General features: G+C 64.5%; 22 protein-coding genes and 1 pseudogene. 17 read left to right on the top strand and 6 right to left on the bottom strand.

What is annotated here, in order from left to right:
- The first annotated feature begins 31 nt into the window (after nt 1-31).
- The 9 genes from ACLQ3I_RS09490 (at nt 32) to ACLQ3I_RS09450 (ending at nt 9793) form a co-directional block, all read left to right on the top strand.
- Nucleotides 32-673 (top strand): SGNH/GDSL hydrolase family protein, encoded by a 642-nt coding sequence (locus ACLQ3I_RS09490; protein ID WP_425792651.1) that lies wholly within the window; start codon nt 32-34, stop codon nt 671-673.
- A 354-nt stretch (nt 674-1027) separates the two neighbouring features.
- Nucleotides 1028-2092, top strand: a complete 1065-nt coding sequence (locus ACLQ3I_RS09485; protein ID WP_425792650.1) for a Gfo/Idh/MocA family protein — start codon at nt 1028-1030, stop codon at nt 2090-2092.
- Nucleotides 2089-3084: an NAD-dependent epimerase/dehydratase family protein gene (locus ACLQ3I_RS09480; protein WP_425801476.1), complete on the top strand. Its 996-nt coding sequence runs from the start codon at nt 2089-2091 to the stop codon at nt 3082-3084. The genes ACLQ3I_RS09485 and ACLQ3I_RS09480 overlap by 4 nt, the downstream gene beginning before the upstream one ends.
- Nucleotides 3081-4226, top strand: coding sequence for a DegT/DnrJ/EryC1/StrS family aminotransferase (locus ACLQ3I_RS09475; RefSeq protein WP_425792648.1), 1146 nt, complete (start codon nt 3081-3083; stop codon nt 4224-4226). The genes ACLQ3I_RS09480 and ACLQ3I_RS09475 overlap by 4 nt, the downstream gene beginning before the upstream one ends.
- Nucleotides 4223-4849: an acetyltransferase gene (locus tag ACLQ3I_RS09470; RefSeq protein ID WP_425801473.1), complete on the top strand. Its 627-nt coding sequence runs from the start codon at nt 4223-4225 to the stop codon at nt 4847-4849. Before ACLQ3I_RS09475 ends, ACLQ3I_RS09470 begins: the two co-directional genes overlap by 4 nt.
- 8 nt (nt 4850-4857) lie before the next feature.
- Complete coding sequence (locus ACLQ3I_RS09465) at nt 4858-5961, top strand: DegT/DnrJ/EryC1/StrS family aminotransferase (protein ID WP_425801470.1); 1104 nt, start codon at nt 4858-4860, stop codon at nt 5959-5961.
- Nucleotides 5962-5966: 5 nt separating this feature from the next.
- Nucleotides 5967-7007, top strand: a complete 1041-nt coding sequence (locus ACLQ3I_RS09460) for a glycosyltransferase family 2 protein (protein WP_425792645.1) — start codon at nt 5967-5969, stop codon at nt 7005-7007.
- Between the two features lies 1 nt (nt 7008).
- Entirely contained in the window at nt 7009-8544 is a 1536-nt protein-coding gene (locus ACLQ3I_RS09455; protein ID WP_425801468.1) for an oligosaccharide flippase family protein, read from the top strand.
- The gene (locus ACLQ3I_RS09450) at nt 8471-9793 is read left to right on the top strand and encodes a hypothetical protein (RefSeq protein WP_425801466.1); all 1323 of its coding nucleotides are present in this window, start codon (nt 8471-8473) and stop codon (nt 9791-9793) included. The genes ACLQ3I_RS09455 and ACLQ3I_RS09450 overlap by 74 nt, the downstream gene beginning before the upstream one ends.
- A gap of 281 nt (nt 9794-10074) precedes the next feature.
- Here the strand turns inward: ACLQ3I_RS09450 and ACLQ3I_RS09445 are convergent, their stop codons facing one another.
- Together ACLQ3I_RS09445 and ACLQ3I_RS09440 are read right to left on the bottom strand one after the other, a co-directional pair.
- Complete coding sequence (locus ACLQ3I_RS09445) at nt 10075-11172, bottom strand: WecB/TagA/CpsF family glycosyltransferase (protein ID WP_425801464.1); 1098 nt, start codon at nt 11170-11172, stop codon at nt 10075-10077.
- 907 nt (nt 11173-12079) lie between these two features.
- On the bottom strand, nt 12080-13147 hold the full coding sequence (locus tag ACLQ3I_RS09440) for an LLM class F420-dependent oxidoreductase (protein WP_425792641.1): 1068 nt from the start codon (nt 13145-13147) through the stop codon (nt 12080-12082).
- 232 nt (nt 13148-13379) lie between these two features.
- Here ACLQ3I_RS09440 and ACLQ3I_RS09435 point away from each other — a divergent pair, with 232 nt between their 5' ends.
- From ACLQ3I_RS09435 to menE, 5 genes and pseudogenes are all read left to right on the top strand, one after another.
- Nucleotides 13380-14609, top strand: coding sequence for an anion permease (locus ACLQ3I_RS09435; RefSeq protein WP_425792640.1), 1230 nt, complete (start codon nt 13380-13382; stop codon nt 14607-14609).
- Between the two features lie 68 nt (nt 14610-14677).
- Nucleotides 14678-14959, top strand: coding sequence for a hypothetical protein (locus tag ACLQ3I_RS09430; protein ID WP_425792639.1), 282 nt, complete (start codon nt 14678-14680; stop codon nt 14957-14959).
- Nucleotides 14960-14994: 35 nt separating this feature from the next.
- On the top strand, nt 14995-15303 hold the full coding sequence (locus ACLQ3I_RS09425) for a DUF3349 domain-containing protein (protein WP_425801461.1): 309 nt from the start codon (nt 14995-14997) through the stop codon (nt 15301-15303).
- 110 nt (nt 15304-15413) lie between these two features.
- Nucleotides 15414-15737, top strand: a pseudogene (locus ACLQ3I_RS09420) (DUF3349 domain-containing protein); the annotation flags it as partial.
- A 113-nt stretch (nt 15738-15850) separates the two neighbouring features.
- The gene (menE, locus tag ACLQ3I_RS09415) at nt 15851-17011 is read left to right on the top strand and encodes an o-succinylbenzoate--CoA ligase (RefSeq protein WP_425801942.1); all 1161 of its coding nucleotides are present in this window, start codon (nt 15851-15853) and stop codon (nt 17009-17011) included.
- Here menE and ACLQ3I_RS09410 read toward each other — a convergent pair.
- The 3 genes from ACLQ3I_RS09410 to ACLQ3I_RS09400 form a co-directional block, all read right to left on the bottom strand.
- Nucleotides 16932-17738: a pyrimidine reductase family protein gene (locus tag ACLQ3I_RS09410; protein WP_425801458.1), complete on the bottom strand. Its 807-nt coding sequence runs from the start codon at nt 17736-17738 to the stop codon at nt 16932-16934. The two genes, menE and ACLQ3I_RS09410, sit on opposite strands and share 80 nt — an antisense overlap.
- Nucleotides 17735-18238 (bottom strand): flavin reductase family protein, encoded by a 504-nt coding sequence (locus ACLQ3I_RS09405; protein ID WP_425792636.1) that lies wholly within the window; start codon nt 18236-18238, stop codon nt 17735-17737. Before ACLQ3I_RS09405 ends, ACLQ3I_RS09410 begins: the two co-directional genes overlap by 4 nt.
- Nucleotides 18239-18510: 272 nt before the next feature.
- Nucleotides 18511-20016 (bottom strand): sugar transferase, encoded by a 1506-nt coding sequence (locus ACLQ3I_RS09400; protein ID WP_425792842.1) that lies wholly within the window; start codon nt 20014-20016, stop codon nt 18511-18513.
- Between the two features lie 1507 nt (nt 20017-21523).
- Between ACLQ3I_RS09400 and ACLQ3I_RS09395 the strand changes: the two genes are divergently transcribed.
- Complete coding sequence (locus ACLQ3I_RS09395) at nt 21524-22027, top strand: nitroreductase family deazaflavin-dependent oxidoreductase (protein ID WP_425801455.1); 504 nt, start codon at nt 21524-21526, stop codon at nt 22025-22027.
- Nucleotides 22028-22208: 181 nt separating this feature from the next.
- On the opposite strand, the gene ACLQ3I_RS09390 is transcribed toward ACLQ3I_RS09395, so the two are convergent.
- Nucleotides 22209-23282: a GmrSD restriction endonuclease domain-containing protein gene (locus tag ACLQ3I_RS09390; protein ID WP_425801453.1), complete on the bottom strand. Its 1074-nt coding sequence runs from the start codon at nt 23280-23282 to the stop codon at nt 22209-22211.
- 291 nt (nt 23283-23573) lie between these two features.
- Here ACLQ3I_RS09390 and ACLQ3I_RS09385 point away from each other — a divergent pair, with 291 nt between their 5' ends.
- Nucleotides 23574-24395 carry an SGNH/GDSL hydrolase family protein gene (locus ACLQ3I_RS09385; RefSeq protein ID WP_425801450.1) on the top strand — a complete coding sequence of 274 codons (822 nt, stop codon included), beginning with the start codon at nt 23574-23576 and terminating at the stop codon, nt 24393-24395.
- Between the two features lie 136 nt (nt 24396-24531).
- Entirely contained in the window at nt 24532-24681 is a 150-nt protein-coding gene (locus tag ACLQ3I_RS09380) for a hypothetical protein (protein WP_425801447.1), read from the top strand.
- The last annotated feature ends 63 nt before the right edge of the window (nt 24682-24744 follow it).

Below are 24744 nucleotides of genomic sequence, written 5' to 3'. Positions count from 1 at the left end.
TTCGTTCGGCAAAATAATTACCCCAGTCGCCATGTTGCTGTGCATTCTTCTCTCCGGATGCGGCGGTGAACCACCGCTCCATACCCCTCTGCGCATCTCGATCATCGGCGATTCCTACACCACCGGCAGTGCCATGGGCGGGTACGGCGACCGCAACTGGACCAAGATCCTGAGGTCGGAGCTGTGGGCGACGCACGGCATCGCACTACAAACCCAAACACTTGCCGCCGGGGGCTCCGGATACGTGAAACGCGGCATCGACGGCACCAGGTTTGCCGACGATGGCGCCCTCGTACACCCCCGGTCTCAGGTGGTGATCGTGTTCGGGAGCCGAAACGACATCGCTGCGGCCGGAGCGGTCGGCAACGCGGCCGACGACGTGTACTCGGCCATCCGCGCCAGGGTCCCCGACGCAAAACTGCTCGTCGTGGGGGCCCCGTGGGTGGATGGAGCAGTTCCCGAACCGATCTCGACGATCAACTCGGAACTCGCGACCGAGGCTGAAGTCGCCGGCGCCGAGTTCGCCGACCCCGCGGCCGCCAACTGGCTCGCAGGGGGCGCCACGCAGGCCGTCGGCGCAGACGGCATCCACCCCACCGACTACGGGCACCGGCTCATCGCCGCCCACATGGAGCACCTGCTGCTCCGCGTCACGAGTGGCATCGAGCGGTGAGGACCGAACCGGAGGCCGCGGAGCCTCGACAATTCACCTCTTCGAACGACAGCAGTGCGCCGCCGCGGCCGGCGGCGAGACGGTATTCTCAGCGTTCACATGACCATCTGATGCGCAACGGTCAGTTCTCGCGCATCGGTCGGAATTCGTCGACGTTTCGCCGGCATTCTCACCAACCAGGGCGGCAGAAATGATCGGAGAATTTCGACCTCCGCGCCGGCCATTCCGGCGACCATCCAAAGAATTCTCGAAAATGTGTAATATCCGCACGTCCGTGGACGGTATACCCCCCGAGATCGAGATATCGGGGAGGTATCTCCCTCACCCCACCGTCCCCTACCGAGGACCGAGATGATGCCTGAACGCATGCGCGCCGCCGTCGTGGGAGCCGGCTACTGGGGGCCCAACCTCGCCCGGAACTTCCACACGTCCACCGATTGGGATCTGGCGGCGATCTACGATCTCGACGCCTCACGCGCCGCCGCCGTCGCTGATCGGGTCGGGGGCGTGCGCGTGGCCGCGAGTCTCTCCGAGGTTCTGAGCGATGACGAGATCGATGCCGTTGCCGTGGCGACACCGGCCCGCACGCACCACGATGTCGTCTGCGCAGCACTCGCAGCAGGCAAACACGTCATCGTGGAGAAACCCCTTGCCGATACGCGTGATCGCGGCGTTGCGATGGTGCGCGCGGCGCGCGAGCGGGAGTTGGTCCTGATGGCCGACCACACCTACTGCTATACCCCTGCTGTCCTCAAGATCCGCGATCTGATTGCCGACGGTGCCATCGGCGACGTCCTGTTCGTCGACAGCGTGCGCATCAACCTCGGACTGATCCAACCCGACGTCGACGTGTTCTGGGATCTTGCGCCACATGACCTCTCGATCATCGACTTCATCCTCCCGAGCGGGCTCGACGCCGAGTCGGTCGCGGCCCACGGCGCCGACCCGCTGCTGACCGGAAAGGCATGCATCGGCTATCTCACATTGCCGTTGGCGAACGGTGGTATCGCGCATGTTCACGTGAACTGGTTGAGTCCCACAAAGATTCGTCAGATCGTCATCGGTGGCACCAAGCGCACCATCGTGTGGGACGATCTGAATCCGCAACAGCGCGTCAGCGTGTACGACCGGGGCGTCGACCTCGAACTCCAGTCGAAGGAGACCGCCGATGCACGGGCGGCGAATGTGTCCTACCGCCTGGGCGACACCTGGGCCCCTGCCCTGCCGGAGCAGGAGGCGCTCGGCAACGTCGTGGCAGAGTTCGCCGCCGCGATCCGCGCCAAACGTGAAGCCCGAACGAGCGGAGAAGCGGGACTGCGGGTGCTCTCCATCCTGGACGCGGCGCAGGCCAGCCTCCGTGCGGCCGGCGCCCCGTGCCCTGTGACCAACGACCATCTCATGAGAGCCATCCGAACATGACCGATCCCGACGGTTCACACATCCTGGTCACCGGCGGCGCCGGGACAATCGCTTCGACGCTGGTCGACCAGCTCATCGATGCCGGCGCCGCCCACATCGACGTCGTGGACAATCTCGTACGTGGCCGTCGCGCAAACCTCGACGGCGCAATCGCTTCCGGCAAGGTGAGCCTGATCGAGGGCGACATCCGCGATGCGGCGCTCGTCGACGAGTTGACCGCCGGCAAGGACCTCGTCTTTCACCAAGCGGCCATCCGTATCACGCAGTGTGCCGAAGAACCCCGACTCGCGCTCGAGGTCCTCGTGGACGGCACGTTCAACGTCGTCGAGGCCGCGGCACGGCACCAGGTGGGCAAGCTCATCGCGGCGTCGAGTGCCTCCGTGTACGGAATGGCGGAGCGGTTCCCCACCGACGAACGTCACCACCACGAGAACAACGACACGATGTACGGGGCGGCCAAGACCTTCAATGAGGGACTGGTCCGAAGTTTCCGCGCGATGGAAGGTCTCGACTACGTCCTGTTGCGCTACTTCAATGTGTACGGGCCACGGATGGATGTTCACGGCCTCTACACGGAGGTACTCGTGCGGTGGATGGAGCGGATCGCCGACGGAAAACCTCCGCTGATCTTCGGCGACGGCGAACAGACCATGGATTTCGTCTGTGTTCCCGACATCGCGCGCGCCAACGTGCTCGCTGCCCGGTCCGACATCGTCGAAGGGACCTACAACATCGCGAGTGGCACCGAAACCAGCCTGCTCGAACTCGCCGAAGCTCTTCTCAAGGTGATGGACGCGACCCACCTCGGCGTCGAGCACGGTCCGGAGAGGGCGGTGAACGGGGTGATCCGACGACTCGCCGATACATCGGCGGCACGACGCGATCTCGGGTTCACGGCGACGATCAGCCTCGAGGACGGCTTACGTCAACTCGTCGAATGGTGGACTCCCCTGCGCGACCAGATAGCCGCCGGCCGGGTTGCGGCACCGTGACCGGCCGCATCAACATCATGGTTCCCTGGCTCGGCCAGGAAGAAGCCGACGCTCTCGCCGAGGCGATCTCCAGCGGCTGGGTGGCGCAAGGGCCTCGCGTGGCGAGATTCGAGCGGGAGTTCGCGGCGGCGATGGAGGCGCCTTACGCGGTGGCGACGACCAGTTGTACGACCGCGCTCCATCTCGCGCTGATCGTCGCCGGCATCGGCCCAGGCGACCACGTCGTGGTCCCCTCGTTCTCCTTCATCGCGACCACGAATGTCGTTTGTCATGTCGGCGCCACACCAGTTTTCGCCGACGTCGACGCAGAATCCGGAAATGTCACGTCCGCTACCGTCAAAGCCGCTCTCACGCCGCAGACAAGGGCGGTGATCGCCGTCGACCAGGGCGGTGTACCGGTGGACATCGACGATATCCGTTCGATCACCGACCCCCTCGACATCGTTGTCGTCGAGGACGCCGCCTGCGGTGCCGGATCGACCTACCGGGGCCGACCGGTGGGCGCTGGTGCCGAGATCGCGGCGTGGTCATTTCATCCGCGCAAGCTCCTGACCACCGGCGAGGGTGGCATGATCACCACGTGTCGACCTGACTGGGCTGAACGCGCGCGGCATCTGAGGGAACACGCGATGAGCATGTCGGCCGCCGACCGCCACCGGTCCGTACTTCCTCCGGCCGAGAGCTACGACGAGGTCGGATACAACTTCCGGATGACCGACCTGCAGGCGGCGGTCGGCCTCGTACAGCTCTCCCGTCTGCCCGAGATGGTGGCACGCCGTCGTCAGCTCGCCGCCAGGTATCACGCGGAGATCGCACCGATCCGAGGCCTGCGTGCTGTTGCCGATCCGGTTCATGGGACCGGCAATTTCCAGTCGTTCTGGGTCCAGGTCGGCGACGAGTTCCCGGTCGACCGCGAGAAGCTGTTGGAACTGCTTGCCATGGCAGATATCTCGGCACGTCGGGGGATCATGGCGACGCACCGTCAGGCCCCCTATCGCGACCTGACACCGCCTACCGGACTGCCGGCGACCGAGTTCCTCACCGACACCACGCTGATCCTCCCGCTGTTTCATTCGTTGGCCGAGGTCGACCAGGATCGCGTCATCCGCGTGCTGCTCGAAGCCGCCGGGGCGGCGCCGTGACGGCGGGACTGCTCCTGCTCGGGGCGGGAGGGCTGACGCGGGAGGTTCTCGCCTCCGGGATCGACGGCGTCGTCGGCATACTCGATGACGATTTCTCGCTGCAAGGCGCCGTGGTGGGTGGCGTTCCGGTGCTGGGAGTCATCGCCTCGGCCGTCGACCGCGACGAGTCGCTGCTGGTGTGCGTCGGCCCCGGTACCGGCCGTCGTGACATCGTGGGTCGGCTCAGATCTCTCGGGATCGAGGAGCGTCGATTCGCCACCTATGTCGCGCCGTCCGCTCGGATCGGCACGACCAGCACTGTCGGGGTCGGCAGCGTCGTCCTCGACAACGTGGTGGTGACCGCCGACGCCGGCATCGGCAGACATGTGGTGCTCATGCCGAACTGCACCATCACCCACGACGATCTGATCGCAGATTTCGCGACGCTTGCGGCAGGGGTGACGCTCGGCGGGCGGGTCCGGGTCGGCGAGGCTTCGTATCTCGGGATGAATGCATCAGTGCGGCAAGGACTCACAATCGGCGGCGATGTCACCGTGGGCATGGGGGCGGTCGTACTGTGCGACGTCCCCGACGAACAGACCTGGGTTGGTATGCCGGCCCGGCCAACGGGGGTCACCGTATGACAGTCCGTGTGCCCTTTCTTGATCTTGCCGCTCAGCAGGCGGAGATCACCGACGAGGTCCTGCCGGTATGGCAGAAACAGTTCACGTCGGCCGCATTCATCGGCGGATCCGAGGTCGCCGCCTTTGAGGATGAGTTTGCCACCTATCTCGGAGTCGACCATGTGGTCGGCGTCGGAAACGGAACGGATGCACTCGAACTCGCATATCGTGCGGTCGGAATCGGGCCCGGCGACGAAGTGATCATCCCGGCGAACACCTTCATCGCCACCGCGGAGGCGGTCACCAGAATCGGTGCCGTCCCGGTCCTGGTGGACGTCGACGAGCATCTCTTGCTCGATGTGTCCGCCGTGGCGGCGGCCATCACCGATCGCACCCGCGCAGTCGTGCCGGTCCATCTTTATGGCCAGACCGCCGACGTACGTGCGCTGAAAACCATTGCCGCACAACACGATCTCGTCATCGTGGAAGATGCCGCACAGGCCCAGGGAGCCTCGTCCACCGATGGCCACGCCGGCGCGATGACACGGATCGCCGCGACGAGCTTTTACCCGGGCAAGAACCTCGGTGCCGCGGGTGACGCGGGTGCGGTGATGACCAATGATGATGACGCCGCGTCGTTTGTTCGCAGCTACGCGGCCCATGGCAGCACGGTCAAGTACGTCCACGACCGTGCGGGCGCCAACTCGCGACTCGATGCGTTGCAGGCACCAGTCCTACGCGCCAAGCTGCGCCGCCTCGACAAGTGGAACAGCGCCCGGCGTACCGCGGCTGAACGCTACGAAACGTTGCTGGCCGGCTTCCCCGGTGTACGCCTGCCCGTCCCACGTCCCGGCAACGAGGATGTGTGGCATCTGTATGTGATCCAGGTCGACGACCGCAATCGGGTGCTCACCGACTTGACCACGGCCGGAATCGGCGCGGCGATCCATTACCCGGTCCCGCTCCATCTCACACCTGCCTATGCGCATCTCGGTTACCGACGCGGTGAGTTTCCGGTGGCTGAGGCTGCTGCCCAGGCCATTCTTTCGCTGCCGATGTTCCCGCACATCACGCACGATCAGCAGGAGATGGTGGCCGCAGGCCTGGCCAAATCCCTGGGAGGTGCCAGTTGAGATTCATGCGCCCCGTTGCATTGAGACAGCAGCCCAGGGTCAGCGTCGTGGTTCCGCACTACAACTACGGCCAGTTCCTGCCGACCGCGGTCGCCTCGGCACTGGACCAGACAGATATCGACCTCGAGGTCATCATCGTCGACGACCGCTCGACCGACGGCAGCGTGGAGATCGCCCGGCAGCTCGCGGCGTCGGATCACCGAGTCCAGCTCATCGAGCATGAGCAGAACATGCGTCACATCCGCACCTACAACGACGGATTGTCACGAGCGACAGGCGAGTACGTGGTCCTCTTGTCGGCTGACGACGCCGTCAGTCCGAACTCGATCTCACGTGCCGTAGGTCTCATGGAGGCCAATCCCGATGTGGGACTTGTCTATGGCCGGGTCGAGTGCTTCGACGGCGACCTCCCCCGCTTTCGCCCGACTCGCCATTGGTGGCAGATGTGGGACGGCGCGGAGTGGATCGAACGTGTCGCCCGCCGTGGACGAAATGCCATCACCAATCCTGAAGCAGTGATGCGAAAGTCGGTGTACGAGGATATCGGGGGATACAACCCTGCATTTCCTCATGCCGGCGACATGCTCATCTGGCTACAGGCCGCAGCACGATCCGACGTCGGTTTCGTCGGAGGACCACGTCAGGGGTACTACCGCGGGCTGCACGGAAACAACATGCACGACATCGACTTCGGCGGTGTGCTCGACGACATCAGTCAGGTACGCGATGTCTTTCAGCAGATCTTCGCTGAAGTCGGCCCCAACCTCCCCGATGCCGACGGAATAGAACCCGTGTGGCGCTCTGCTCTGGCTCGAGAGGCGATACTCAAGGGCACACTGCTCGTCGCGAACGGCGAACCTCGCGACACGCTCGAAAAGTTCCGCGCATTTGCTGAGGAGACATGGCCGCGATCGAGCGACTCGTTGGCCTGGCGATGGTCCGCGCTGGCCGATATCACGAATGCATCAGTTGAGCACGCCCTCCGCACGACGGAGAACCAGAGGTGGACCGCCCGCTATCGCCGTGCCAATTTTCTTGGCCTCTGACGTGAGCGCCGACTCCGGGTCCGAGTGGACGGAAGGGTTGGGTGCCAAGGTTCGGCGTGGCCTCGTCTGGTCGACCCTGAACACCATTCTGCTGCGTACCGCCAACCTTCTCCTCGGGATCATCGTCGCGAGACTCATCAGCCCGGAAGAGTTCGGGGTGTGGGCGGTGTCGCTCACCGTCCAAACCGTGCTGCTCACGCTCGCCGATCTCGGTCTGAGTGCAGAGATCGTTCGCACGGATCGTCTCGCTCAGCGCATGCCGACGGTTGCGACCATCGCGGTGGTCTCCGGAGCAATCCTCACGGTGAGCATGGCGCTGAGTGCACCCTGGATTGCACGGACGCTCAATGCGCCGGATGCCACACCTGTCATCGTCGTGATGTCATCGACGATGCTTCTTGTGGGGTTCGCGGTCGCGCCGCTCGGCTTGCTGCAACGAAACATCCAGCAACGGCGCGTGCTTGCGGTCTCAGCAGCCGACCTCGGGGTCGGGACCATCGCGGCGGTCGCGCTCATCGTGTTGGGTCTTGGCCCCATGGCGCTCGCGATATCGCGTGTCCTCGCTCAGTCGGTGTCAACGGTCCTCGCCTTCGTTCTGAGCCACACGCGCCCACGATTCGGCTTTGACCGCGCGGAGGCCGGACCTGCCCTGCGCTACAGCGTTCCTCTCGCCGCGGCGAACTTCCTGTCCTGGGCGGTTCTGAGCATCGACAACGTCGTGGTGACAAGGGTTCTCGGCCCCGCAGCACTCGGGATCTACGTGTTGGCCTTCAATATCGCAATGTGGCCGATGAACATCATCGGGCAGGCGGTTCGGTCTGTCTCCATGGCGGCGTTCGCACACGTGTCACGCGGGCGTGCCGCAGGAACTGACGACGCGACCGACGCCGGCATCGGCGAACGCGACCAGTCTGTTGCTGTCGGAGTCGCAATCTCGTGGGCCGCCGCGGTGCCCGCAGGCATACTCCTCGGCGCGTTGTCCGGCCCCTTGATCGAGCTCCTCTACGGGACCAAATGGTCCGCCGCCGGGCCCGTCCTGGCCGCACTCGCCTATTTCGGAATACTACGAGTGCTGATCGACATTCTGGCGACATACCTCCTGGCGCGGGGATACTCAAAGCCTGTCTTCTTCGTTCAGGTCATCTGGATGTTGATACTCATACCGACCGTGATGGCAGGGGTCCGCTCGTTCGGAATAGCCGGCGCCGCGTATGCACACCTCATCACCGGCATCGTGGTCGTCGTCCCCGTCTACCTGGTGTACCTGCACGTTGTCGGCGCCGACAACCGGGCGGTCCTGAGGTCCGTCATCGTGCCGGTGCTTGCCGGTATCCCGACCTGGATGGTGGCGACCGCTGCGTGCCACTTCATCCACGCTCCGTTGCCGGCGCTCGCCGTCGGCGGCGGGGCTGGTATCGCGACCTACGCGCTCCTCGTGTACCGCTGGGCCCTTCAGCAACGCAATGTGGCCCGCCGTCTCGAGCAATCGCTGGAGCCCGCCACCGCATCGGCACACGGCGGGCAGAAGACAGAATGAGAGCAGTATGAACAGACATCTGCCAGTTCCATCGGACGTCGGACGTAGGATTCGGCAGGCCCGAAACCTATGGCAGGCGGGCGGTGTGCGTTCACTGACCCAACGAGCGGCACGACGCCTGTATGAAGCGACCGACGCCCGAGAGCTCGACGCTCCGATCAATTGGAGTGAGATCGTCGATCCGCCGAAGCGTATGTCCGTCCCCGAGCAGCGGCCCGCAGCGGGTACACATCTGACGATCGGGTGGATCAGTTCGCCTCCAAGCGCGGGGTCGGGAGGGCACACGACCATGTTCCGTATGGTTGAGGCTCTCGAACGGGCCGGGCATCAGTGCATCCTCTATCTCCACGAGGAGCACGGCAGTCCCATCAGCTTTCATGAGCAGACCATTCGAACATCGTGGCCGAGGGTCAAGGCAACGGTCTCCCACACCGGAGCAGACATGTCGAAATGTGACGCGATTGTCGCAACCACATGGCAGTGTGCGTATGTGCTCGCGTCACGCACACAATCGACGCCCACCCGCCGCCTGTACTTCATCCAAGACTTCGAGCCCTTCTTCGAGCCCAGAGGGTCCGCCTACGCCCTGGCCGAGATGACATACGGTTTCGGCTTCCGCAATGTTGCTCTCGGGGCCATGGTCGGGGACCTGATCGCTGGGTTCGGACCATACACTCAGATCGAATTCGGCTGCGATACAAATACTTACGAGCTAACCGAGGTTGCCAATCGCTCAGGTGTGGTGTGTTACTCGCGTCCGAAAACGGCTCGCCGGGGTACTCAACTCGCGATTCTCGCACTGCAGGAGTTCCATCGCCGCATGCCAGACGAGCCGATTCACATCTTCGGCGATCCGATCGCGGACCTACCGTTTCCGGCGGTCCACCACGGCAAGCTCGCACCGAAGGATTTGGCCAGACTCTACAACGAGTGTGTTGCCGGTCTCGGTCTGTCCTTCACCAACATCTCGCTCGTTGTGGAAGAGATGCTGGCGTGCGGCACCATACCGATCGTCAACGACTCGACCTACGCCCGAGCCGACATGCCCAGTCCATACGTCAAGTGGGCACGCCCGACCCCGGCCGCACTGGGCGCGGCACTGGCAGAAACGGTCCGAACCTTCGACCCCTACATCGCGAAGCGCGCGGCGACCAGTGTCCGATCCGGCAATTGGGAGGACGCACAACAGGCATTCGTGAACATTGTCGAGTCCGAGATCTACGGCAGCAATCAACAGGAGGCCCGATGACTGACTACTTCGTTCACGAACACGGCCTCTGCGAGTCTTCGGATATCGGTGCCCGCACCAGGATCTGGGCGTTCACCCATGTTCTCCCCGGAGCTTCCATCGGATCCGATTGCAACATCTGCGATCACGCCTATGTGGAGGGCGGGGTGACGCTCGGCGATCGGGTGACCGTGAAGAACCGGGCACTGCTCTTCGACGGTGTCACGGTTGAAGACGATGTCTTTCTCGGACCGGGCGTGATCTTCACCAACGACGTCCGCCCGCGCGCCGAGGTCAAGAAGTCAGGCGATGCCCTTGCCACCACACTCGTTCGACACGGTGCCACCCTGGGCGCCGGAGTCACGGTTGTGTGCGGACACGTAATCGGGCCGTACGCCTTCGTCGGTGCCGGAGCGGTTGTCACCACCGATCTGCTCCCCCACGGAATCTACGTCGGGAATCCCGCTGCCCGTAAGGGCTGGGCATGCGCCTGCGGCGACAAGCTTGGACCCGATCTCGTCTGTGTATGCGGACGGTCGTTCGAGGCGCGCGGCACCGATCCCGACACCAGCGGTCTGCGCGAACGTGTTTCGTGAATCGGGAAGGTGTCCCACCACCATGCGCGCCGCACCGAGGTGGATGAGGAACACCGGTATGCCGACGAGATACCGACGCGCCAAACGGTGGGGTTCGAGGTAGAGCCGATAGGCCCACTCCAGTCCCCACCTGCGAACGGCAGCCGGCGCACGATCGACCCTACCTCCCAGGAAATCCAGAATGGCCCCGCCGTTCACCACCACAACCGGATATGTCAGGCGACGGCGTAGCGCGGCGGCGACGGCCTCCTGCTTCGGCATCCCCATGGCGAGGATGACCAATTCGGGTTCGACTCGCTCCGCCAACTCGACATATGTCTCGACCGATGAGTATCCGTCGTGTTCGGCAACGACGGACAGACCTTGGGAGGTCAAGATCTCCCGGGCGTTGTGCAGCCACGGCTCCTGAGTGCCGAACAGGGCGACACGGCGGCCGGCGTAGCACTTCAACAGCCGCGGGATGAAGTCCGTACCGTTCATGTTGAGTCCCACAGGCCGGCCGAACACCCTGAGGGCCAACTGAACACCTACCCCATCGCGCAGCACCAGATCGGACGAGACGAGATCGCGGTACAGCGCCGGAGTCCGCCAGGCCAGATTGGCTGCATGCGCATTGACGAACGACACGACGAACGGACCCGCCGGTCGCCCTAGGGACGCCACGAGTTCGTCATAGGCAGTGTCGGAATCGACGCAGCAGATGCACATGTGCAAGGTGTGGAAGTTGCCCGTGGACCCGACCATTGTCCGGCCGCGGCGAAGCGGTGACACAGCAGCAGATATCCGATCGACGCCAGAACCCATCAAGTTTCCTTTCGCAGGTCCATACAGCGGGCACAGTCCAACCCCCGTCCAGGCATGTCAGGTCAGTGCGTACCTCCTGGCGGCTCGGGACTCGGCAACGTTGTGCAATCGGCCTACCAACGGGGACACCGGAGGAAGCGTCTGTTCCCAGGCGCCCGCCTTGCGCATCAAGGGTCGAATCACCACTCGCGATCCCTCCCTGCACCAAAGGCCCAAAAATGATTGCGGAAACAATCAATATCGACCCACTTGATCACCAATTGGAATATTACGACAGCCGACGTCAAACGAGCAGAAATTCGTTCGACAGGTTTGCATAGACACGCTGCGCAACCGCCTGAACTGCGGAGATAGTTTTCAATATCATCCAATAAACTGCCAGAGGAATTCATTTAGCATTGCGAGCAAAATACTTCACTTAGTTAGCAAGGCAATGAATGTATTTCCGGATGAGCGTAAGACGCAGAGTCAATTGTTTACATTCCGGTTACGCAATGCCGAGACATATTGGGCTATGTCGGCGCTGAAGAATGGCGGCGGGGTGGCGACCACTCATGGCCGCGTCAAAGGAAGACCGAGGCGAAGGAAGACCGGGGGGTCGCGATCACGGAATCGGTGATCCACTGCGCCACAACAGATTTACAATTCTTCGCCAATTCGAGTCGACGGAGCGCAGGGCTCGGGCGACAGCACGACTCGACTCCGGAGCGCCACCTGGAGCCGCGGCGTTCGTGCGCGGCGGGGCGACGCTCACGTTATTCTGCCGTGGCCCAGCCCGATGAACAGGCGTCACCGCGAGCGCACGCGCCCGGCCGTGTGCGGCATGGGCGCCGGCGTCAGCCGGCCGACAAGGGTAGCCGGCCGGCGGACGCTGATGGTTTACAACGCGTCGAGATAGCGGGGACCGTCAGCTTCCGACGATCTCCCGCAACTCCCGCATGTCCTCCACGCGTTCCTTGTGCGACCCTGCCGACGGCGTCCCCAGGATGCAGCCGACCCCGGCGGCACGGAAGGCCTCGACGCGCTCCGCCACCAGCGAGCGCGGACCGATCAGCGACATCGCGCGCACCAGCTCGTCCGGCACGGCGGCGGCGGCCTCTGCCTTCTTCCCGTCGAGGTAGAGGTCCTGGATGATCTTGGCCTCGTCGACGTAGCCATAGCGCTGCGCGAGGGTGTTGTAGAAGTTCTTCCCGCGAGCTCCCATGCCGCCGATGTACAGCGCGGCGTGGTGGCGGACCGCCTGCAGCGCATTCTCGACCTCCTGCTCGTCGTCGGAGATCAGGGTCGCGGCCTGCACCACGATCTTCAGCGGCGGCATCGACGGATCGCGCTTGGCCTTACCGGCGGCCAGCGGTTCGCCGAACGCGGCGTCGACGAACTCGGGATGGAACAGGAACGGCTGGAACTCCTCGAACATCTCGGCGGCGAGCTCGGTGTTCTTCGGGCCGATCGCGGCCAGCAGCATGGGAATCCGCTCGCGGACCGGGTGGTTGATGATCTTCAGCGGCTTGCCGAGCCCGGTGCCGCCATCCTCCTTGGTGAGCGGGAGGGTGTAGTGCTTGCCCTGGTAGTCGGACTTCTCGCGCTTCCAGATCTTGCGGCAGATCTCGGCGTGCTCACGGGCACGGCCGACCGGATAGTCGTACTTGACACCGTGGAAGCCCTCGATGACCTGTGGTCCCGACGCGCCGATGCCCAGCACCGCCCGGCCGCCGCTGATGTAGTCGAGGCCGGCCGCGGTCATCGCGAGGTTCGTCGGGGTGCGTGAGTACATCGGCAGGATCGCGGTCTGCAGTTCCATCTTCTCGGTCTTGGCCGCGATGTACCCGAGCTGACTGACGGCGTCGAAGCTGTAGGCCTCGGGGACCGCGATGCGGTCGACACCGACCGATTCGAAGTCGCCGAGGTTGTTGATGGTCTCGCGGAAGTCGCCCGCGTAGTTGATCGGCATTCCGAGCGTCATCGCAGCAGTCATGGTCGGATTCTTCCACAGCTGTCGTGCGGGTCACACAGCTGCCCGAGCGCTCGATCTGTCCCTCCGCGAATCAGTAAGGACCGGAAGCGGGCTCGCTCGGTGGCGGATTGGCGGCGGCCACATGAACAACGGATGAACATATCGAGATTCTTGGCAAACTCCCAGGTCAAATCGAACATCTCGGGCCCTGGAGGGTTAGGTGGGAGGGGCTGCGGGACCGCATCATATGAACATGACCGGAGAGACGCTGATTCTTGTGCTGCTGGTGATCACAGCACTTGGCTTCGACTTCACCAACGGATTCCACGACACCGGCAACGCGATGGCCACGTCGATCGCCACCGGCGCCCTCAAGCCGAAGGTGGCCGTCGGACTGTCGGCGATCCTGAACCTCGTCGGCGCGTTCCTGTCGGTCGAGGTCGCGGCCACCATCACCAAGGAAGTGCTGAACATCCAGCAGACCTCCGGTGACGACAAGGGCGACATCATCACCGGCCTCACGCCCACCACCGCACTGCTCATCATCTTCGCCGGCCTCATCGGCGGCATCCTCTGGAATCTCTTCACCTGGCTCTTCGGCCTGCCGTCGAGCTCATCGCATGCACTCTTCGGTGGCCTGATCGGCTCGGGCATCGCCGCGCTGGGAATGTCCGGCATCAACTGGCATGGCGTGTTCTCGAAGATCATCGTTCCGGCATTGCTCGCTCCCGTGATCGCGTGCCTGGTGGCCTCCTGCGGCACCTGGATGATCTTCGCGATCACCAAGAGGATCACCGAGAGCAAGAAGGAGGAGGGCTTCCGGTACGGCCAGATCGCCAGCGCGTCACTGGTCTCCCTCGCCCACGGCACCGGCGACGCCCAGAAGACGATGGGCGTCATCGCAATGGCCCTGATCGTGACCGGCCACCTCGATGCGTCGTCGGTCAGCCACGGCCTGCCGTTCTGGATCGTGCTCAGCTGCGCCGGCATGATCGCCCTGGGGACCTATCTCGGCGGCTGGCGCATCATCCGGACCCTGGGCAAGGGCCTGGTCGAGATCAGCTCGCCGCAGGGCATGGCGGCCGAGGCATCGTCCGCGGCCATCATCCTCACCTCCAGCGCCGCGGGCATGGCGCTGTCGACCACACAGGTTGCGACCGGCTCGATCCTCGGCTCGGGTGTCGGAAAGAAGGGCGCCCAGGTCCGCTGGGCCGTCGCGGGTCGCATGGCCATCGCCTGGGTGACCACCCTGCCGGCCGCCGGCCTGGTCGGCGCGCTCTGCTTCGGCATCGCACACGTGCTCGGCAACACTGTCGGCGCACTGGTGATCTTCGGCCTCCTGATCGTCGCCTCGGGCTACATGTACTGGCGCGCACAGCAGAACAAGGTCGACGCCAACAACGTCAACGCCGAATGGGACGACTCCACCAACTCGATCATCCCGGCCGAGACCGTCACCGAAGCCAAGGCCCCGGTCGCCTGACCCCGCCGTCTCACCACTGTCTCCTGACCGGCCGCTGACGCCGTCAGACACGAAAGGACAAACCCCCGATGGACATCGTCGAATCGATCGGCAAGGTTCTGATCGTCGGACTGATCTTCGGTGCCGGCCTGCCCGCCCTGTTCGCATTCGGCCTCCGCTTCCACGCCGAGGGCGCTTCCGAGACCAATGCGGACGGCACTGTGTCACAGGGAAACCCGGCGATGCGGACGCTCGGATACGTGATCTTCGGTGTGGTCGGACTGCTGATCCTGCTCGGTCTCCTGTGGATCACCCGGCAGACCATCTTCTATTACACCGACATCAAGATCTTCCCCTTCGGCTACAAGTAGGCCTACGCGAGAGACACCCCGGAGGTAATGCACCCATGGCTGACGGCACCCCGTTGTTCGAATCCGCGATCACCTGGATCCGCAAGGGCTATCCCGAGGGCATCCCACCGACCGAGTTCCCGCCGCTGCTCGCCCTGCTGACACGCGTCCTCGACGACAACCAGGTCACCGATGTGGTGCTCCGCCTCGCCAGGTACTACGACGTCGAGAATCCGATGACCGAGGACCGCATCCGCGAGGCCATCGCGAAGGTCATCCGTGACGAGCCCAATTCCGAGGAGATCAATCAGGTGGCCAGCCGCCTCGCCTCGGCCGGGTGGCCCCTGGCCTCCGGAGTCTCCTGACCCGACCGCCGCTCGTCTGTTCACCGTCATTGTCGGAATCTTTGCCTGACCACATAGAATCGCGGCAGAAGAGTCTCGTCTGCCGTCGGGGGAGAAAGGGGGCCGCATCCGTGGATCGACCACAGTTCCTCCAGCGAATCGTCGAGTGGCTGCGCGCCGGCTACCCAGACGGAGTGCCGCAGGGGGATTACATCCCACTCGTCGCGCTGCTGCGGCGCCAGCTGACGGAGGATGAGGTCCAGGAGGTGTCCGTCGACCTCATCGCCGAATCCCCGCCGCCCCCGGAACCCATCTCCAAGATCGATGCGGCCGTCCGGATCACCAAGGTCACCCATGAGCTCCCTCACGAGGCGGACATCGCCCGCGTCCGTTCGCACCTCGAGGCATCCGGGTGGCCCTTCGACGACAGCCCTCTGACCTCGGCCACCCCAGACAATCCATCGACGGACCCCAACACCCCGCCGACAGCAACCGAGAATCCGTCGAGCGGGCACACAAATCCGCCGAGCGGGCGCGACGACACCGACGACACCGACGGTGATGAGTCCTGAAGACTCTCCGCGCACTTCATTTACCCGCCAGACCCGAGGTTCTCGACCGCCTCGGTGACCTGTCCGCGGTCCTCGACGGTTCCGCCGCGTACGTACCGGTACCCGACGATGCTCGCGAGGTGGCCGCGCTGCGCGAGGCGCTCGGTGTCGATGAGGTGATCGACGACGATGTCTCCCTGGTGGTCTCGACGTCGGGCACCACCGGCGTACCGAAGGGTGCGCAGCACACCGCCGCCACCCTGGCGGCATCGGCCACCGCCACCGCGACTCGGCTCGGCGGTCCGGGCAACTGGCTGCTGGCGCTCGCCCCGCACCACATCGCCGGCGTGCAGGTCCTGTTGCGTGCCTTGGCATCCGGATTCACTCCCGCCGCCCTCGACGTCACCGACGGCTTCGACCCCGACGCCTTCGCTGATGCCCTCGAGAACCTCGACGGCCCGCGCCGCTACACCTCGCTGGTGCCCACACAGCTGATCAAGGTGCTCGATTCGCCACGGGCCACCGCGGCGCTACGAGAGGCCGACGCGCTTATGGTCGGCGGCGCTGCGACACCGATTCCGTTGCTGCGCAGGGCCATCGACGCTGGAGTCCCGATCACCCGAACCTACGGCATGAGCGAGACCGCGGGCGGTTGCGTCTACGACGGCATACCACTCGACGGAGTCACCGTCCGCATCGACGACCCGAATCCCGAAGGCGTTGGCCGGGTGATCCTCGGCGGGACCGTCGTCGCGCACGGCTATCGCAATCGCCCCGATCATCCCGCCTTCGTCGAACCGGGCTGGTTCCGGACCGATGACCTCGGCCACCTCGACGACGCAGGCGTGCTGTCCATCGTCGGCCGCGCTGACGAGGCGATCTCGAGTGGGGGTTTGACCATCGTGCCGCAGGTGGTGGAGGCGGTGATCCTCGACGACCCGGCCGTCGCCGAGTGTGCCGTCGTCGGCGTACCCGACGATCGGCTGGGCGAAAAGGTCGTCGTGTTCGTGGTCGCTTCTGGTACAACAACTCTCGACCCGAATCGGATTCGGGGTGCGGTTGCCGAGCGACTGGACCGCTACGCCGCGCCGCGGGAGGTCATCGAACTTCCCGATCTCCCGACACGGGGGCCGGGGAAGGTGGATCGTCGCGCCCTGCGCGCCCGATACTCCGGGTGACATACCGCAGGAAGAGATGGTCGTCGTGGGCCACCGAGTGCCGCAACGTCGCCCGCACCGGTACCGGGAGGAGATTGGTGCCCTCCGCCGCAGCGCCGGCGCCCACGCCCGCCGGTTCAGCCGTCAGAACGGGCGCGAGTGTGAGACACAGTTCTTCCACCAGCCCGGCCGCGGTGAGCGCGGCGAGGAGCGTCGGCCCGCCCTCGCAGAGGATTCGGCGGAATCCGCGCGCCCGCAGGCCACCGATGGCTTCGGCGAAGTCGATCTCCTCGTCACCGGCGGCGATGACGTCGGCGTGCCCGGTCACCGATGTCGCGTCGGCTCGCTCGGTGGTGATCACGAGCGGCCGCAGATCCGATTCCGCCGCCAACGCGGTCGCCGGCACCGAGCAGGTGCGGGTGACCATCGCGATGTGAGGGGCCGGCGCCGCAGACGGCCCCAGCTGTCGCTTTCGAAGAGCGGTGAGTTCGTCGTCGAGGATCGCCGGACCGTACTGCTCGACTCGCGCGGTGCCGGCGCCCACCAGGATCACGTCCGCCATCGCCCGGAGGGCGTGGAACAGACGTTGGTCGGTCCGGGACGACAACGGCCGCACCTTCCCTTGGAAGACCGCAGCACCATCGAGACTCATGACCATGTTGGCGCGCACACCTTCGGGCCAGTCCGCGTATCGCTGCTCGGCCAGCGCGACCGCGTCGAACGCGTCGTCGGCTCCGGGCTCGATCACGCGTCACGACCCGGATCGACGTCTTGCACGTCGGAGAACGTCACCCACGCCTGAGTGCGGTTCGCGGAGCTTTGTGAACCGCTGTCGACCGGATCGAGCAGGAAGGCGTCGTGGTCGCCGGCATCGAATCGTCGCAGTGTCTTGCCGACGAACCAGAAGGCGACGCCATCGAGGATCGGCAGCCCGTGCGGCCCCTCCGACCATGCACATTGGGCGAACTTGTCGGTCTCGTATCCGCTGTACCCGCCGAACAGTCGGGCGAGGTCGGTGCGTTCCCGCGGGAGCAGATGTACCGCGAGGTGGTCGGTGTGCTCAGCGACCTCGTGCGTCAGGTTGTTTTTCGAGATCCCGATGAGGAATCGGCGCGGGTCGATGCTGGTCTGGCTGGCAAACCCCACCAGGCATCCGGCGCGTCGGCCGTCGGCCTGTGCGGTCACCACGAACATTGGGTAGTTGATCGCATCGACCATCTCGTCGAAGCCGGTCTGGTCGTCGCCCAACTCGATACTCCCGTCGGTCGTGACTCTGTGTCGACTGCGCGACCCGCGACGTCGATCGATCGCGAGTCTGTTCCAGCATGCCAGAGGTCGGCCGCGGCGCGATCGCGGTTCGCGGCGAGCCCGGACCGCGGGCGGTTGCGTCTACGACCATGCGTCTACGACCGCGGGAAGTCATCGAGCTCACCGAGCTTCCGACGCGCGGACCGGGCAGGGTGGACCGGCGGGCGTTGCGGGCGCGGTACGTCTGACCACGCCGTCGCCGAGCGCCCTTCTCAGTACGCTCCATCTTTGGAAATCACGGCTTTGGATGTGCGCCAGAGGATCACAAGGTCCTGCATGATGGACCAGTTCTCCACATAGGAGAGATCCAGGCGTACCGATTCCTCCCACGACAGGTCCGATCGTCCCGAGACCTGCCAGAGCCCCGTCATCCCCGGCTTGACGAGCATCCGCCGCGCCGCGCGACCGTCGTACTGTTCGACCTCTTCCGGAAGGGGAGGACGCGGGCCCACCAAACTCATGGTCCCACCGAGCACGTTGAACAGCTGCGGGAGCTCATCGATGCTGAACCGGCGAATGAACGCGCCGACGCGAGTGACCCGCGGGTCGTCGCGCATCTTGAAGAGGACACCGCCGGCGCCCTCGTTGAGGCCCCTGAGGTTACTCTTCAACGCGTCGGCGTCGCGCACCATCGAGCGAAACTTCCACATCGGGAAGTGAAGGTTGCCGACCCCGACGCGGTGGGCACGATAGAACACCGGACCGCGTGAGTCGAGCTTGATCGCCGCCGCCACGGCCAGCAACACGGGCAGGATCATCAACACGATGAGCGCGGCGCCTACCCGGTCGACCAGCGCCTTCCGGAATCGGTTGGCGCCGTCATATTGCGGCTTGTCGATATGCAGAAGAGGCAGCCCGGCCACCGGGCGGACCATCATGCGGGGTCCCGCGACGTCGGTGACGCCCGGGGCCACAACCATGTCGACGTCCAGCCCCTCGAGGTCCCACGACAGATTCTGCATGGCTTCATGCCCCAGTGCCTCGGCCGACGTCACCGCGACCGTCGTGGCGTCGCAGACGGTCACTGCGTCGACCACGTCGTCGAACGTCCCGCACACCGGAATGAGACGATCTCCCACCCTGACCTGAGTGCGGTCGGCAGCACGCTCCGGAACGCAGAGGCCGACAACCCGGTAGCCGAGCACAGGTTGCGCCGAGAGACGCTCGATGAGGGGTACCGCAGATTTGAGCCCGCCGATCACGAGCACATTCTCGAGGTTGCGCTGCTGGAGGCGCTGACTCATGAGCCGATGGCGCCATAGCCATCGTGACACGAGCAGCGATATTGTTCCGACGGGGAAGGCGACCACCAGGAAGCCTCGGGCGAGGTCAAGCTTGAACAACAGGTCAACCATGGCGAGCAGGCCGAAGACCGAAAAGCACGCCGTCGTCACCCGGCTGTACTCCTGAGATCCCGACCCGATGATGCGGCGGTCCGCAGTGTGGAAAATTCGTAGCCAGGCGATCCACGCGACGATCAATGACACCGACACCGCGCCCGCCGGCAATGAGCTGCCATTCGGGATGTGGCTACTACTCGGCCCGAACCGGATCCATTGCCCGGCCATCACGGCGCCGGCCACGATCAGAGCATCCGACCAGGCGAGACGAGTCACATAGCCGTCGACCCAGGACCGTGAACGCTCGCGCGCTCGGGAGACCAACAGCAAACGTGACACCACGCTCGGCGGTGCACGTTTGGGCGCCACCGCTTCCATAGCGGACTCACTGGTCACGCTGCCTCCCCTACTCGTCGAGGTCTGACGCGAACCGACACAAACGAAACCGATCCGCTGTGACAGCTGTGCCGTTCTGTCGATCGCAGAACCCGACCTCGACCAACAACGAGAAGACTAAGCCAAGGAACCGACACCAACAACCGCTTATCGACATAAACCACAACGTTTGTTACAGGTGAAATCTCGACGTGCGAAAATCATCAAATCCGATGTAGTCCGAACGGACGAATGCCAGCCAGGCGTTCCACGCGACGACATCTTTAGCAAGGAGAAATATGTTGTTGCGCAACACTACTGGCAGGTCAGTAAGCACGCTCCGAAGCGACGCGTCGCAGCTGAGTCTACCAAGGCGAAAAATACAAAACCCACGCCTGCGACATTAATCAAACGTCAGATAGTACATTTCAGAATGGCACCCGATCACTCGCGAAATCGGACAAATACGAAGTAGAATTCTCCGTCGGGGCGATCGGCACCGAAAAATTCGCCTGACCTCGTTGTGGGGCTACCCCGCACCCGGCCTCCCGTTCCGCGCCTAAGCCGACCGAACGGCCCTTTCATCGCCAGCTAGTGCCAGACCCGAAATCGATGAGCTTCAGCAAGCGTTGAATTTACGGCATCGGAACCGGACCGGCAAACGATATGCCGCCGTCGTTGCACGTAGATATCGATTTTGGCCGAAACGTCCCGTGCTCGGTTGACCCGAGCCTCCGGCAGGCGACCTCCAGAAAAGACCCTCGGCGGGGCGGTATCGACCGCCGCCCTGGAGCGCGCTCGCGCAGATCGGTGCTCCCTCCGCGCGCCGGGCAGGCGTTGCGCGACAGCGTCCCGCCGAGAACCGTACCGCGAGGTCGCCGGCATCCTGCCGGATCGAAACGCCTTGGTGTCACAGCAGATCACGCGGCCGCCACTGCGCCGATAGATGCGTTCACACAGACCTGGTGCGGCGTCAGCCGATCGAACCAATGTCTCTCGATATCGAATCCTGCATGTGAGAAACTGAACTCCGAGTCCGCACCCTGAAGACAGGGCTGCACTACCGCGGGCCAGGGCGACCAGATTACTTAGTGTCTGCAACGAAATTGTCGTGGGATTTGTTGAGAGCGTTGCACAACCAACAATCAGCGGTCTGATGACGATGTCGAACGTCTCGAGAACAGAGCAGCCATGACCACCCGTACCCAAAAAAATCGCCGCCGGCATCGCCGTGTGCGCAGCTGTGTCGATCCCGTTGGCGCCGATCGCGTCCGCGGCGCCAACAGAGGCCACCGCGCCTACGCCCCACGACGCGGCCACCATCTACGTACCAAACCTTCCGGTACCCCTCCTGCCGGTTCCGCTCCTTCCGGTCCCCTTGGTTCCGATCTTCCCGATCCCTGACGCCCCGAAGACGGTCTGCATCACGATCGTCTGCTTCCCGGTTTCCTGACGCCCGTCGAGCTCCGGAGTCGCGGTGACGCGGACGACAAGACGTCAGGAGCGAGAGATGCCCATTCCGAATCTACGACTCGACCGCGCCAACGCCGTCCAACGTCGCACTGGGCAGTTCGGTTTCACGCCGGCCGGGCAGTGGTTCCTCCGAACCATTTCGCCGCGTGTTGATCCGACCCTCATCCGACTCACCCGCGGGCACCTGAGTTCGATCGGTCCGTGGCCGCGGTTCGTTCTCTTGACGCGTACCGGAGCCAAATCGGGAATCGGGCGAACCACGCCACTGATCTACTTCACCGACGCCGATCGGGTCATCCTGATCGCCTCCAACTACGGCGGCGCCCGCCACCCGGCGTGGTATCACAACATCAAAGCGAATCCGGTCGTGCAGATCTACGCGGGCGGTGTCGACGCGACATTCCGCGGTGAGCAGGTGACAGGCACCGAACGCGACCGCCTGTGCGACAACGTCAAACAGGCCATGCCCGGGTATGCCAAATACGAGTCCTGGGCCGGCGATCGCACGATTCCGATCTTGGCTTTCACTCCGATCGGGTAGCCCGGTCCCGACGACACGGTGATGACGTGGATCGTCAATCCGGTTGCGGCGTGGTCACCGCTGTCGTTGACATGGACATCACCTCAGCGGGCCGTCGGACGACATACGTGGTCGACGGCTCTGACAGGTGTTCCATGTGCGGGGCCTCAGATCAGACCGTCCACAGATGCGCCGGCGTCCGCTACTCGCAGGCGACCCCGTCACCGTCACGATCCAAACCGGACCGATAGCCGGGCTGGCCTGCGTGAATCGGCGCAGCGCCGGCCGCCCGCACCGCAGAGCAGTTCCGGTAGTAGGTGCTGCCGCCGTCATCCGCCGCGGGCGGAGGCGCCACGTACACCGGCTGGGTGGTGGTCGGCGGCGGCGTATAGGCGGGCGCGGGTGTCGCTGTCCTCGTCGCGGTCTCTGATAGTTCCGGTGCCGGAGTGGTGGTCGCGACCGGGGTACCGCCGCAGCTGGACAGAATCCGCGCCATCGCGTCCTTCTCCGCTTGCGTCACCCATAGGCGATACAGCACCTTCACGTCAATCTGACGGGATACGTAGGTGCAGCGATACGACTTGTTCGGCGGGAGCCACGTCGCCGCGTCGCCGTCGCTCTTCTGCTGATTCGCCGGTCCGTCGGCGGCCTGCAGGTTGCGCGGATCGTTCGCGAGATTGCGCCGCTCGATCGCGCTCAACTGCTGGGCGCCCTTCTGCCACGCGTCCGACAGCGCCACGACGTGATCGATCTGCACTGCCGACGACGTCTTGATTCCCCGGGCGAACGAAATGGTCTTCCCCGTGTACGGGTCATTCAACGTGCCGGTTTGCACCGCGCAGCCATTGGAACCCGACTTGAAGGTGATCGCCGTCAAGTCGCGACGCAGGATGTCGTTGCGGGTATCGCAGCCGTTGTGTCCGCCGGCCACCGAGACGTCGTCGGTCCACGCCTGTCCGAATTGTTCGCGGGAGTAGCCCGTCTTCGGGGCACGGCCCTTCACGGCCAGCGTCTCCAGTTTCGCAAGCGAGCCGTCGGCGGAGTTGGCTGACACCGTGGTTGCCCCGGCGGCGGCGACAGGCCGCAATGTCGGCTCGCTCGACGGCGTCGTGGTGGTTCTGCTGGTGACGGACGTTGACGACGCCGTGGAGACCGGTTCCGACCCGCCCGGTCCACAGGCTGTGCCGATCACGACGACACCGGCCAACACCGCGACGCCGGCTACGCGCGCCGTCCGACTGTTGCGCGAGATTCCCGACTTCGGTTGCGCGTTCACTTCTTCACCCTTATTCCTTGGCATTCCCCACCCAATGATCGGCGAGCGGTGTGGGGACGTTACCCAACTCCTGGTTCTGGCCGCACCTCCGGTTTCCTGCTCGAAGCCGATCCTGCGGCCAGGATCAGAAGGTGCGGCAGGAACGTCGACTATCGTTGCGGGCCCGGGGGTATCCCGCGACCGCCGACTGTCGATGCGGTTACAGTGATCGACGTTGGTACTTGACCAGCCATTGCGCGGAGCGGTGTTGCGAGTCGATCGCACACGTCAGGAAGTTCGGAAGTCCCTCGGATGTCCACTGTGTTGAAGCGAATCGCCGGATCGGCGCCCCTCTGGGCATGGATTGTGATGGTCGTACTCGTCGTCGGTCTCATCATTTCCGGTAATCGGACAGCTCCGGTCTCGTCGACGGGGGCGCATACCGACCCGACCAGCATGTCGCCGGCCTCGACTCCGGCAACGGCCGGCTTCATCGACGACGCGAAGGCCAACCCGAGTACTCCGAAGACTCTGGTCCTGCTCGGCGACTCGACCGGCGCGGACCGAAAGGGTTGGACACCCGCCCTCGCCACGTCGATCAGTCAGAATCTCGACCGGCCGGTCGCCATACGATTCTGGAACACTTCCGCCGACGCGTACGGTCCCGTCGTCGGAGTCGGCAACGGCACCAACGCCGCGATCGGTTTCTGGAATGCCAGCGCGCCGGGTAAGAGCGTGGCGTATACGGCGCAGAATCTCGACGAGATGATCCCATCCCAAGTGACGCCCGATCTGGTGCTGCTCAATTTTGGGCCGGGCCAGGACGCGTGCAAACCGCTCGCCGCACAGATCCAGCCGTTGATCACCGAAGTACGCAGTAAATACCCGAACGCCCAGATCGCGGTGATCAAGCAGGGGCCTCGGCAGGGGTCGGATGTGTCGCGCCAACTCTCAGACTATGCATCCGCTATGTCGGCTGACGGCATTCAGGTGATCGACGTCTACTCCGCATTCCCCAGCAGCACTGCGGGTCTCGCGGCGGTGATGCGCGACGCGGCCAACCCGAATGCGCGGGAGCAGCAGTTGTGGAGCACGACGGTACTGGCGGCGTTCGGTCTGCCGGCCGGACAATAACGGACAATCAGCGGCGCCGCGCCACCTTCATCTGGAACCGCGGCATCCGCGCCATCGCCCGCTCCCCTCGGCTACCCCGAGCCGGGATGGTTCCGATCTGTCGAGCGAACTCGGTCATGTCCATCACGACGCGGAAATGACTTGCGAGCCCGTCCCGGAACTCGATGATCTCCCGGACGTCGAACTCGACGTCTTTGCCCGTGGCAGCCAGCCCGGCGGATCGAGTGAGCCGGTGTGGGTTCCCACTGCAGTCCAGGCAAAGCTGACGCGCGGCGCGTGCGGGTGAAAGAAGGGGCCGCCGAACCACTGTGCTCAAAGACGACGTCCTCGGTCATCACTGCCGTGAACA

Source organism: Gordonia sp. DT101 (assembly GCF_049844895.1).
In the GTDB taxonomy this organism is placed as follows: Bacteria; Actinomycetota; Actinomycetes; order Mycobacteriales; family Mycobacteriaceae; genus Gordonia.
Note: the sequence above shows the minus strand (reverse complement) of the source record. Positions and strands in the feature narration are given on the sequence as shown.